This window comes from Microvirga tunisiensis (genome assembly GCF_009296175.1).
Taxonomy (GTDB): Bacteria; Pseudomonadota; Alphaproteobacteria; order Rhizobiales; family Beijerinckiaceae; genus Microvirga; species Microvirga tunisiensis.
Map to the genome: position 1 here is coordinate 1 of NZ_VOSK01000206.1, position 11,650 is coordinate 11,650.

14 protein-coding genes are annotated in these 11,650 nt (G+C 59.6%); 10 read left to right on the forward strand and 4 right to left on the reverse strand.

Annotated elements, in window-relative coordinates; genetic code table 11:
- Positions 1-193: 193 nt before the first annotated feature.
- The 6 genes from FS320_RS29770 (at position 194) to FS320_RS29790 (ending at position 3,537) form a co-directional block, all read left to right on the forward strand.
- Positions 194-544 (forward strand): cupin domain-containing protein, encoded by a 351-nt coding sequence (locus FS320_RS29770; RefSeq protein ID WP_152715862.1) that lies wholly within the window; start codon positions 194-196, stop codon positions 542-544.
- A gap of 850 nt (positions 545-1,394) precedes the next feature.
- Positions 1,395-1,808, forward strand: a complete 414-nt coding sequence (locus FS320_RS29775) for a response regulator (protein ID WP_152715863.1) — start codon at positions 1,395-1,397, stop codon at positions 1,806-1,808.
- Between the two features lie 100 nt (positions 1,809-1,908).
- The gene (locus FS320_RS29780; protein ID WP_152715864.1) at positions 1,909-2,163 is read left to right on the forward strand and encodes a DUF2934 domain-containing protein; all 255 of its coding nucleotides are present in this window, start codon (positions 1,909-1,911) and stop codon (positions 2,161-2,163) included.
- A gap of 344 nt (positions 2,164-2,507) precedes the next feature.
- Positions 2,508-2,588: a NepR family anti-sigma factor gene (locus FS320_RS50935; protein ID WP_420846790.1), complete on the forward strand. Its 81-nt coding sequence runs from the start codon at positions 2,508-2,510 to the stop codon at positions 2,586-2,588.
- Complete coding sequence (locus tag FS320_RS29785) at positions 2,557-3,129, forward strand: sigma-70 family RNA polymerase sigma factor (RefSeq protein ID WP_244627476.1); 573 nt, start codon at positions 2,557-2,559, stop codon at positions 3,127-3,129. Before FS320_RS50935 ends, FS320_RS29785 begins: the two co-directional genes overlap by 32 nt.
- A 162-nt stretch (positions 3,130-3,291) precedes the next feature.
- Positions 3,292-3,537: a DUF2934 domain-containing protein gene (locus tag FS320_RS29790; RefSeq protein ID WP_152715866.1), complete on the forward strand. Its 246-nt coding sequence runs from the start codon at positions 3,292-3,294 to the stop codon at positions 3,535-3,537.
- Positions 3,538-3,740: 203 nt separating this feature from the next.
- Here the strand turns inward: FS320_RS29790 and FS320_RS29795 are convergent, their stop codons facing one another.
- The 3 genes from FS320_RS29795 to FS320_RS29810 form a co-directional block, all read right to left on the reverse strand.
- Entirely contained in the window at positions 3,741-4,772 is a 1,032-nt protein-coding gene (locus tag FS320_RS29795) for an SDR family NAD(P)-dependent oxidoreductase (protein WP_202882912.1), read from the reverse strand.
- Between the two features lie 1,374 nt (positions 4,773-6,146).
- The gene (locus FS320_RS29805; protein WP_152715868.1) at positions 6,147-6,701 is read right to left on the reverse strand and encodes a DNA-3-methyladenine glycosylase; all 555 of its coding nucleotides are present in this window, start codon (positions 6,699-6,701) and stop codon (positions 6,147-6,149) included.
- Between the two features lie 20 nt (positions 6,702-6,721).
- Positions 6,722-7,210 (reverse strand): YciE/YciF ferroxidase family protein, encoded by a 489-nt coding sequence (locus FS320_RS29810; protein WP_152715869.1) that lies wholly within the window; start codon positions 7,208-7,210, stop codon positions 6,722-6,724.
- A gap of 140 nt (positions 7,211-7,350) precedes the next feature.
- Between FS320_RS29810 and FS320_RS29815 the strand changes: the two genes are divergently transcribed.
- From FS320_RS29815 to FS320_RS29825, 4 genes are all read left to right on the forward strand, one after another.
- Positions 7,351-8,562: a coiled-coil domain-containing protein gene (locus FS320_RS29815; protein ID WP_152715870.1), complete on the forward strand. Its 1,212-nt coding sequence runs from the start codon at positions 7,351-7,353 to the stop codon at positions 8,560-8,562.
- Positions 8,563-9,624: 1,062 nt separating this feature from the next.
- Entirely contained in the window at positions 9,625-9,786 is a 162-nt protein-coding gene (locus tag FS320_RS45360; RefSeq protein WP_153885345.1) for a hypothetical protein, read from the forward strand.
- Between the two features lie 28 nt (positions 9,787-9,814).
- Positions 9,815-10,480: a GTP cyclohydrolase I gene (folE, locus tag FS320_RS29820; RefSeq protein WP_152715871.1), complete on the forward strand. Its 666-nt coding sequence runs from the start codon at positions 9,815-9,817 to the stop codon at positions 10,478-10,480.
- A gap of 63 nt (positions 10,481-10,543) precedes the next feature.
- Positions 10,544-11,020, forward strand: a complete 477-nt coding sequence (locus FS320_RS29825) for a PACE efflux transporter (protein WP_152715872.1) — start codon at positions 10,544-10,546, stop codon at positions 11,018-11,020.
- A gap of 57 nt (positions 11,021-11,077) precedes the next feature.
- Here FS320_RS29825 and FS320_RS29830 read toward each other — a convergent pair whose 3' ends face one another.
- Positions 11,078-11,464 carry a 6-carboxytetrahydropterin synthase gene (locus FS320_RS29830; protein ID WP_152715873.1) on the reverse strand — a complete coding sequence of 129 codons (387 nt, stop codon included), beginning with the start codon at positions 11,462-11,464 and terminating at the stop codon, positions 11,078-11,080.
- Positions 11,465-11,650: the final 186 nt, after the last annotated feature.

Sequence of the window (11,650 nt, forward strand, 5' to 3'; positions counted from 1 at the left end):
GCGATCTGGCGGCCAGCGAGGCTATCAAGGCGACCTTACGGAACACGAACAAGGGTGGGGCCGCATGAAGTCTAATGAGCGCTGACATCGCGGTCGATCTTCCCGCGCGCGAAGGTCATCCCTTTGGGTGCTTTTGTTTTTTCCGTCCTTCGGCGCATCGTCTCCAGATCAGCGGATGCCGATGGAGGGCGCCGTGCCCCACAAGTTCATCACCCAGGCTGATCTTCACCCTGATGATATGGACTTCGGCCGCCTCAGCTTTCTGAGTCATCCATCAACGACGGGCACCAAGCACCCGACGATCCTCGCCGTGAGCGTGCTCCCCAGCAAGGGACACGACTTTCGTTCTCACCCCAACCGGGAAGAGCTGATTCATGTGCTCGCCGGCACGATCGAGGTGTGGGTGGAGCAAAAGACGCGGATCCTTGCCCTGGGACTGCGTGTTCGTGCCTCCTGGGGTCGTGCACGGCGCCTTCAACGCGGGCCAGGACGAGGCCAGGGGTCTGCCGATCCTCGGTCCCTCCGTCGGCGGCATGGGAATTGAGATCGTCGACGGGTCCGGCAAGGCGCCCTGGAGGAATAAGAGAATGGTGCCTTTCACCACACCCAGAATCAATCGGCGCCAGAGAGCCTGTTTCCGGTTCTATAAACGCTCTTCGCGGAAGCAAGCGGTCCTGTACCCGGAACGTTTTCAAAGGGCACCAGGCGGAAGTAAACCAAGTGTCAGCTCTGGCAGCGAATGCTGACGTTCCAGAAGAGCAGGGGAACTACCGTGCCTGACCGAGGCCGTGTCAAAACTCGAACAGGCTCGGCCTTGCCGAACGATTTGTACAAGTTCACGCTCCTGTACCGGGGATTTCCCGGTCTATCGAGGCTTACAGGAAATTAAATTGCTTCACGGAGCGGCCCGATCGCGTTTTGACACAGGCTCGACCCACTCCGGACCTTCTGTGCCCAGCAATGGCATTGGCCCAAGCTGCGGTTCTGTCCCTGCGACGGACTATGGTCATCTGCTCCCGGCTCTTCAGGGCACGCAAAGAAACTCCCCCGCCAGTGCCAGCGAGGGAGCCTCGGAGATGATACGCAACAGTCTCAGAAGGAAGAAGACTTCAGTTCCAGGAGCGGATCCTCATCAGATCCATGCTCTGGATAGCCCGCTTTAGGAGCGCTCCCTATCATCTAAGTTAAACGTCGCAGGACATTCAGCGCAGATCGGATCTTTGGCCTCTTCTCAAAAAGAGCCGGGTCGCTGTTGTTCAGCCGTGAACGCCCGTCAAGAAAACCCGAGGCTCGGTCACATAAGTTAATGCCAGAAATCAGTGTCCAAGTAAAAGTTAACAATCCTTTAACGCCAGTGTGCCTCGCCTCAGCATGCCAACTCAGGAGGCACGGTGATGAATAGCCTCGGATCCTCATCCATGCTGGCCCGCGAGCGCAAGCATCGCATCCTCGTTGTCGAGGACGAGGCGATGATCAGCATGTTGCTGGAGGACATGGTTCTGGACTGCGGCGGTGAACTCGTGGGGCCGGTCGCCAGGTTCGATGATGCCCTCGCGCTTGCCCATAAAGCGGAGTTCGGGGTTGCCGTTCTCGACCTCAACCTGAATGGCACCCTCAGCTATCCCATCGCCGAAGTGATCCGCGAGCGCGGCATTCCTGTGATCTTTGCAACAGGCTATGGCGCCGATGGAGTGCCGGACAGGTTCAGAGACTGTCCGACCCTGCAAAAGCCCTTCAGCCAGCAAGACTTTGCTGAAGCCGTCGCGGCTGCGTGCCGCGAGCAAGCCGCCAGTCATTGTGGTTCGTGAACAATTGACGAAGGAGCAGGTCGTTCGGACCTATCTCCGCCAACTCGTCCCAATTCTCACTGGATCAATGATCCGGTGATCGAGGCCAAGGGAGCCGATCATGTCTGACACAGTGTCTGCCGCAGCCATCGCCACCAGCCGAGATGAGAAGATCCGGGAGCGGGCGTACGAGATCTGGGAGAGTGAGGGCCGCACCGGCAATCCTGAGGACCACTGGTTCAGGGCGCAGCAGGAGCTCGATGATCAGGGGCAGGAGCGCTCGGATGCGACGGTGGAAGATGCTCCGCCGGCGGCTGCGGCCGAGGCTAGCTCTGCTGCGACCGGCGAGGTTCCGGACCAGCGCTTGGCCGAATAGATGATCAGGAGCATACGGAAGCCTGACCGCACTTTCCGTTGCGGTAGGGAGTGCTCTCCTGTCCCCGTGTCATCGGGGATCGTTATCTCAGGTTAATGGCAGCACGCCTTCGGTGCTCTAAAGCCGGGGTGTCCTCCGCACGCAACAAGTCTGGAGGGCAGCTTGGCTGGGTCTGGAGAAGCGAGCGTGTCCACAAACAACCCCAACAACAGCACTGTTCTAGATGAGCCGGACGCGCTTGAGGACCTCCTGAACGTCACCGGCGATCCTGGCCCGGAGCCAACCCTACCGCCTCATGTCGCGACTTTCTGGGTGAGCAGCTCCAGGCCTTCTATTCCCACCTGATGAGCGAGCCGGTTCCCGACCGCTTCGTTCAGCTTCTGGCGCAACTGGATGGATCCGAAAGCGGCCGCGATGGCGAGTGAAGATCCTGCCCGGCAGGCGATGCTGAAGGCTATTCCGCACCTGCGTGCCTTTGCCATCTCGCTGACCGGCAACAGCACCTATGCCGATGACCTCGTGCAGGCGGCGCTGCTGCGGGGGCTTGAGAACCTCGACAAGTTCCAGCCCGGCACGAGCATGCAGGCGTGGCTTTTCACCATCCTGCGCAACCAGTTCTACACCGAGGTCCGCCAGCGCTGCAGGGAGGTGGCGGACCCGGACGGCGTGATGGTCGGCAACCTTGCAACCATGCCGGAGCAGGGCGCGCGCTTGGATTTCAACGACATGCAGTCTGCCCTTGCTCGGCTCAGCGGCGAGCAGCGCGAGGCGCTCCTGCTGGTTGGAGCGGAGGGAGTGTCCTACGAGGAGGCGGCCAGGATCTGTGGTACGACCCTTGGCACGATCAAAAGTCGGATCAGCCGAGCGCGCACGCGACTTGCAGAGTTGCTGGATCTTGAGCCGGAGGAAGATCTTGGGCCCGACCGTCTGGTCAAAGCCACCTTGTTCCTGCAGGCCTCCACGTGAAGACTGTGTGCCTGCGGACGTACACGGTTACCACGTCATCCGGAGGGGGCTGAGGGTCGTTCTGGAACTGCGCCGCACCATGCGTTTGGCGACCGACACATGAGAATGAACCACTCCGGGAACTGATCATTGATCCGGTAATCGACGCACAGGGAGCCGATCATGTCTGACACATTGTCTACGGCGGCAATCGCCATCAGCCAGGACGAGACGATCCGGCAACGGGCTTACGCGATCTGGGAGCATGAGGGCCGCACCGGCAATCCAGAAGACCACTGGTTCAGGGCGCAACAGGAACTTGTTGAACAGGGTCAGGAGCGTTCTGCCGTGACAGTCGAGGATGCTCCGCCGGCCGCTGCAGTCGAAGCCAACTCCGCTGCGACCAGCGAGATCCCTGACGAAACGTAGGCTGGATAGGCTGTTCTTCGCGCCCATGGTCCCAGGGAATGCTCACCTGTCCATGGTACTCAGATCTGGGCGGGATAATTCTCCAGTCCGGGAAGTGTCCCTAACGGCTTGGAACGTTCGCGAACGCGTAGGGTCTGGTGAGGCTCATCGGGCAACCAGCGCGCGTTAAGAGAAAAATTCCAAAGGGCAAAGCCAGACTTGCCTCAACTTCCGTACCGTTCCCGTCTTTGCTGGTCCTCCCGCCGCATCCGCTCCCTGACACCACCATCCACCGTCGTGCCGGAGCGCATCGGCTGGTGCAAAGTTCCGGATGTCGGAGGAGCCGGTGGAGCCGTCTCGATCTGCACCCTGTGAGAAACGTCTCCCGCGATGCGCTCGGTGAGGGCAGGAAAGAGCCGGTGGGCCGTGACGGCGCCCTGCGCCTTCCAGCCAACGGCGACCTCCTTCGTCGGGTGGATCGAAGCCCAGACGATGGTATCAACGACCGTCTGCGGATCATCCAGCAGGATCATGCGCGGTGTGCCACCGCTATAGTTGGCCACATGCTGGAAGAACGGGGTGTCGGCGGCCCAGGGCATCACTGTCACCACCTTGATGTCAGGCTGATTGTTGAGCCGCAGCTCCTGGTTAAGGGCGGCTCCGAGCCCGTTCACAGCATGTTTTGAGGCGGAGTAGATCGCTTGGTAGGCCAGAGGCACCTCGCCCTCGACCGAGGAGATGTTGACAATCGTGCCATAGCCCTGCTGGCGGAACAGCCGCATAGCGGTGTGGCTGCCATAGATAACTCCTTTAAGGTTGACGTCAATCACCCGATCGTAATCCCTGAGCGGCACGTCTTCGAAGCGCCCGATCGCTCCCACGCCAGCATTGTTGATCCACACGTCGATGCGACCGAACCGCTCAACCGCAGCCTTGGCAAGCCGGTCGATATCGTCGGACCGGCTGACATCCGTGGTGACGACCAGCGGGGTTCCGCCTGCCGCACGGACCTCGGCTGCAACCTGCTTGAGAACGTCAGTCCGGCGGGCGGCAAGGATGACATTAGACCCTTGGCTCGCCAGCTTCAGGGCCACGCCGCGGCCAAACCCGCTGGAGGCGCCGGTGACCACATAGGTACGGCCGACGAGCCACTGGCGTTCGCTCTGCATGAGCTGGGACGGGGCCGCGCATCCTGCCAGAGATACGCCGAGCATCAGCATCGCTAAGATTGCTAGAAGCGTCTCTCGCCGGATCATGGCCGCTCCACTTCATCACGCCGCGATGCATGGCTCATGCCAGCTGGTCGCCTTGTGGCACGACCATGACGCAGTCAGGCACCCCAGAAGAGTCAACGGTAAAGCATGCATGCCTGTTGCGGCAAGCTTCACGTGCAAAGCGCCGTGGAGTGTAGGGGACCCGACACACGATCGCCAGAGTTCCCAATCGCGTAGGGAGAAGCAAGGTCGAGCCTAAGGAGACCGCAGATGCTAAAAGTGATGTTCGTTCTCACGGTTCTGAGCCAGCACAACAGCACAGCGCCGGTGGTAATTTCACAGCACAGTACGGTCGAGGCATGTGAAAGGGCTTTTCAGAGCTTCGAGGCACAGATAGCACGCAATACGACCTCTTCCGGGTTCTCCTCCACGACGGTACGAACTCACGCGTGCAGCGAAACGGAAGTGTGGGTTTCAGGAAAAGAGTAGATAGGAACATGCCTTGCCAGAATGCGCTTCCTGATAGTGCCAGCTTGGCAATATCCCGGAACTGCTGTGCTGTACAGTTTCCTACTAGCAGATAAGTCACTCGCGCTCGGCACGCATAACGATGAAATTCCAAATGAATTTTTCCGCGCGCTCGACACAATCTGCAAGGTGATTTGCCCAGAGCCTTCGTTGGTCAAGCACCTGGCTAAAAGGTCGAAACAGCGAGCTTTAACTACTTCTGCGTCCCGGGAGAATTGAGATGTTTAGAGGATGGAAAAACGCAGGCTAAAAACGAAGATCTTTGAGCAAATACCAATCTCATTGGGGAACCAGTCGGCTTTGTTAGTATTACCCAAACATGCGGACCCATCAGTGTCCCCGCGTTCCCCTTGTGCAGATGGGTCCAAGACTTACGAGTGACAGATTGCTCGACCCGGCACTTGAAAGAGCAGCCGGGTTCTTTTTAGCTCAATTACTCCCATTCCATCTTCAATGGCGACATCAGACGATTTCAACTGTCCAGCCCCGCCACACGCAAGATAAACAAAGGGTAATAATTCGTGTTCCGCTTCCTGGAACGCCTCACAAACTTTGCGGTTGATTGCCGTGCTCGAGCAAGAGAGCGGATTGACAGGAAACGCCTCATGGCACCTGCTGCGGATGAGGATTGGTCCGTGGGCCAGATTGTTGTCGTTCCCCATGCGTGGCGAGACGACAGCCTTTGGAAGGACATCCAATCAGAAACACACGACCGGGTTAGGGCGAACTTGCAAGCGATTTATGCCGGATTACTCCAGCAACCGCTATCTTCTCCGCTGATGAATCTGGCCTGTGCGATCTAGACGCGCCTGGAAACACCGCAGCACATTGGTTGAGGAGCGTAGCTGCGGGATCAACATGCACCAGCTCTCCCGGCAAGGGTCAGCCTCATATCTTTCGGCTAAGGAAGCGCGATCCCGCGAGAGCAAAGCGCCAGGGCATGTCAGTGGCGCGGGTGATCCCGATCCGCATTCCTGTGGTGATCTCAACCGGGCTCTTTCGGCTGAAGAGCTGAAAGGGTACTTGGTCCAGCGGCAGCTCATTGTGCGTGATGGTCACGCCAAGAGCTTGGCACAGGCGACCGGGGCCTGAGCAGAGGAGGCGAAGATCGTCGACGTGACGTCGCGCCTTCATGATCTCGATACCTGTGGTTGGCTCAAGAGCTCTGACCAGCACCGCGCTGCCCGGCAAACAGACGAAGTTCAGGCACCAGTGCATGCCATACGACCGGTACACGTAAGCGTTGCCCGCGGGACCGAACATGGCTGCGTTCCTCGGCGTCAGGCCACGAAAGCTGTGGGAGGCCGGATCGTCGCTGGTGTAGGCCTCAGTCTCGACGATCCGACCTCCGATCTTGTCAACAATCAGGATGGTTCCGATGAGCTCGCGGGCGACCACTACCGCATCGCGCGCGAAGAAGGACTGGGGCAGCGTTGTTGCCATGCACCCGTCAGCGTCACCTCCTAAGCGGCGGCAGGATTGATCGCATCCTCGGCCAACTCAGAAAGGATCTGGTCCGTGTTCTCTTCCTCGATCAAAGTCTCCTGGATGAGCCCCTCGGCCTCTGTGAGGCCAAGCTGCTTGGCCCATGCCAGCAGGGTGCCATAGCGGGTAATTTCGTAATGCTCCACCTCTTGGGCGGCGGCAATCAGCCCGGCGTCGAGAGCCTCGCCGCCGCTGAACTCCTGCAGGATTTCTTGCCCTTCCTCGATGATGCCCTGAATGGCCTTGCACTCAACACCCGCAGGCTTTTCTCCGAGCAGTTGAAATACCTGCTCCAAGCGCTTCACCTGCCCCTCGGTTTCTTTCAGGTGGACGGCAAATGCGCCCTTGAGCTCCTCAGCCTGCGCAGCCTCTGCCATTTGCGGCAGGGCTTTGAGAATGGCATTCTCGGCGAAGTAGGTATCCTTGAGCTGGTGCAGGAAGAGCGCTTTCAGATCCTTGTCGGCCATGGTCGGTCTCCTGGTCAGATGGTGCAGCGATACCGACAATCCGTCAGGCACCTCGGTGTTCCGCCCAGTTCGCTGGCGTAGGGCGGGCAACGCCCATGAGGCTTCTGCGTTAGATCGAGCAGCCAACACGCAGGAGGACCATGATGGCATTTGATTACCGCTCCGAGCTGAAGCGGCCTCTGTCTCTGGCATTGGCCGGAGTTGCCGTCCTGGGATGGCTTCTGGCACTCAGCCTTGGGCTCTCCTCCTCTGACCAACTGCAGCAAGCTCAAGCGGAAACAACGCGGCTGCAGCAGGCTGAAGCCACCCTGCGCCGCCAGGTTGATGAGCAGCAGCGCACCGGAGGAACTCTGGCGGACTTGCAGGCCAGGGTAGCTGGTGCGGAGCAGCAGTTAGCCCAGGTCACACAGGCGCACGAGCAGGCGCGGACCCAGCTTGCAACCCTGCAACAAACCACCCAGACATCCCAGCAGCAGCTCACGCAGACAGCTCAGTCGCGCGACCAGCTTCAGGCGCAGCTCGGGACCCTGCAGCAGTCGCTCCAGACCACCCAGCAACAGCTCGCCCAGATCACGCAAGCGCGTGAGCAAGCTCAGGCGCAGCTCACCGCCACGCTGCAGGACCTGCAGGCGCAACAACAGCAGCTGACGCAGCTCACCCAGACGCGCACCGAGGTTCAGTCTCAGACCTCCGCGGCGCAGCAGGCCCTGCAGGCGAATGAGCAACGGGCCGCCGAGCTGAACCGCAACGTCACGGCCCTGTCGCAACGTTTGTCGGAAACCCAGAACCAGCTGCCGCAGGCGGAGCAACGGCTGGCTGCGGTGAAGGAGGAGCTTGTGACAAGCGAACAAACTGGCATGGCACGCAAACAGGAGTTAGCGGATCTGAGCCGTCAGATGGAGGAGGCCCGCCGTGAGGTGACAATGGCCCGCGAGTCGGTAGCCCAAGCTACTCAGGAGCTGTCCTCTCGGAGAGCAGAGCTCACGCAGGTTGAGCAACGCCTCCAGCAGGTGCGTGACGCGCATGCATCCAGTCAGACGGATCTTGCCAGCCTTCGTTCGGAGCGGGAGCGCCTGACGAGGGAGCAGGCTGAACTCCAGAGCCAGGCAACCCAGCAACGGTCTGAGCTTCAGGCCCAGCTCGCAAGGGCAACGGACGACCTGGCCGCCCGCAATCGAGAGGTTGCAGAGCTGGAGGGGCGGCTTCAGACCACCCGTCAGGAGCTTGCTGATGCTCAGGGCCAATTGGCCGGAGCAAGGCAGCAGCTTGCAGCGCCACCCCCTGCTCAGGGTACATCTGGAGCTGGTGCTCCAACCGATGCAGCTCCCATGTCACCCGAAGCACCTCAGTAATAAGCCTGCTTGTTCCGGTCTGCTGGTGCTTCAGTACCCGACATAAAGCCAGACGTGAACAAACTCCACGCAAAGGAGCGGTGCTTGACGCAGAAGCGTAGCTTTGTACTGAGAGCGCCGCATGGACAGCAACTGACGAGGCCGGGGGCAACCCGGGCCTCGTCGTGCATGAAGGCCAGGAAACGGCGCGGTATTCACGACGCTTCACCTGCGAGCCAGGAGCAGTCAGCGTCCCTTTCGGAAAGTACCGGAATGGATCAGTTCGCCCGCCCTTGCCACATCGCACGATCCGGCGGCTCCTCAGCAAGGATCGACAGGCATTGCTGATCTGCTGGGGGTAGCTTGCGTCGGCATGGATCCGAGGGATGAAGCGACTGAATGAACGCCCACTGTTCCCATAGGATGAAGACAGGCACTGGCTGATCCACGGGAACCGCACAGAACAGCTCGGGCTTGGTTTTGTGCTGGAAAACGTTGTATGTGCACCCGGATGTCGCCAGCCATTCGCAGGCAGGCTGCGTGCGCACCTCGGCATTCATGCGGGATGGTACGGTCATTCAGGGCTACCAATCTGCTGGGTCTGAAACGCAAGAGCCCCATCGAAGGAGGACATCCCGACAGGGCTCAAGCGGGGCAAGGAGCTGACAACCTGCCCACCACACCTTTGTACCTGAGACAGCGTGGTGCCTCGCTAACCTATGAGAAGCCTGGCCGTAATTTCTGACACGGTGGTCTGGCTGGGAGAGCATAAGGCTCAGTGGGGCAGCCCTGCTGCCTTCATCTGTCACCATTGATGCGCCAATAGCCGTGTCGCGTCTCGGTACCCATTTCTCAGTGACTGCCCCTGGGATCCTTATCCTCCATCAACTTGACAGTACCATCTGAGCAGCCCGCTCTTCAGCATCACGCCTCTCGCCCGACAGGGTCATTCCAGCAGAGCAAGCTCCCCTACAATACTATTCAAGCGCGACTATTCAAGCGCGCTCTAGGACAATTTGCCATAACGGATAATCTTCTCAGGCTCGATCATCGCTGATAAGGTTATGGGTGGGGGGTACGACAATGAAAATCTACGAGCTTGAGAAGCAGCGAAAGCTGGATGGCCTTCAGGCCCAGCGGGCGCGGCATGAAAAGGCAATCGGCATTACCCTAATGATCGTCCTGATCTTAGCTGGACTGGCCGTTGCTTGGTTCATGAGTCATCTCTTGGGTCAGTCGCTATAAGCAACCAATAACTCTGCAGGGGCCTACCATGAACTTCCATGCTCACGAGCTTAACCTCGCGCGCCTGTGTAACGAGACACTCAACCAACCTCTGAGCGAGGCTGAGCGCGAAGGCATGATCGCCGCCGCCGCCTGCAAAGTGGAGGAGCTGTTCGACATCCTGCGCATCGACCACCGGAACGATCACAACACCCGCGAGACGCCACAGCGGGTGGCCAAGATGTACGTCGAGGAGATCCTGGGGGGCCGCTACACGGCTCCACCCAAGATCACCGAGTTCGACAACGCCCAAGCCTATGATCAGCTCATCGTCACGGGTCCGATTGAGGTGCGCTCCATGTGTGCGCATCACATGATGCCAATCTATGGGGCGGCTTACATCGGCATCCTGCCAGCGGCTGACGGCAAGATCATCGGCCTATCCAAGTACGACCGGATTGTGGAGTACTTCGCTTCCCGCCTGCGGATCCAGGAGGAGCTCGTCAAGCAGATCGGTCAGTACATCATGGATATGACTTCACCCCGTGGGCTGGCGGTGCGCATCAGCGCGGTGCACATGTGCAAGACCCAGCGCGGCGTGCGCGCCAGTCACCGCAGCCGCATGGTCAACACCTATTGCTGGGGCGACATGGCCCAGGATGCTGAGCTCAAGCGCGAGTTCCTGGAGGAATGCACCGCCCTGGATCGGGCCTGATCAGCGTCGGCCTGCCGCACCTGAGTGGCTGAGCCCGTTCCTCTTCCGTAAGACCTCTCGATCATGCGCTCGCCTTGGGATCGCCTCCGTCACGCCATCAGCTTTGAGCTCGGCGGCCTTGCTCTGATCTCGCCACTCGGCGCGTGGGCCTTCAGCATGCCGGTGGCGGATATCACCGTGGTGAGGATGGCCTGTGCGGTCATCGCAACCCTGTGGACATATCTCTATAATTTAGCATTCGATGCCATTCTGCAGCGCATCACCGGCGGAATTGGCAAAAGCATCCCTGTTCGGGTTCTGCACGCTGTCCTGTTTGAGGTCGGGCTGTTGGCCATGCTGACGCCGCTCATGGCCTGGTATCTCGGCATCAGCCTGGTCCACGCCTTTGTCATGGATATCGCGTTCGCCCTCGTCTTCGTCGCCTACACATTCGTGTTCAATTGGGCCTATGATCGAGTTTTTCCTAGACCTGCATCGCAACAATCGACGAGCCCACAGTCAGGTTCTTCAAGAAATGCGCCAGATTGGATTGCAGGATAGATGAGGGGATGGCCCGCCTGAGATGGCATGACCGAGGTCACGCCATCGGACAAGGCGCTAGGCCGCGAGGCTGCTGCTGATGGCCGCTTCGCCGCGATAGATGCAGCCTTCCGACGAACCGGGCATGCCGCGCTTGAGTTCGACCTCTTCAAGGTTGGGAAACCGAGCCTTCACGAGCCTCCAGATATACGTGGTGACGTTCTCCAGCGAGGCGATGCCGATCTCAGGGTTGAGGTCCAGGTTGCCATGGTCCAGGCCCGATCCGTGCTCGCCTTTGATTTCCTTGATGTAATTCTCGACGTCATAGAGATTGACCGGCCAGCCATAGACCTCGTCGACGGCGCCGCCGAAAGTGAGCTTGACGATGAAGGTGTGCCCGTGCAGCCCGGAATAGGGAGCCACCGAGTGCGCAGCCTCGAACGTAAACTCGCAATATGTCTTCATTCACCTTGCTCCCGTCACCGGTTCTTTTTCTGATCGATTAGAAGGATTGCCATCCAGCTATCCGAATTTTCCTACCATGACTGGATCTTGCAGCAAAGGTGACAGACCATAGGGATGGGTGCTCCCGCTACACTCCAAATCGCCACCTGTGAGTTAGGCTGACGGTGCCGATAACAGCGCGTCGAG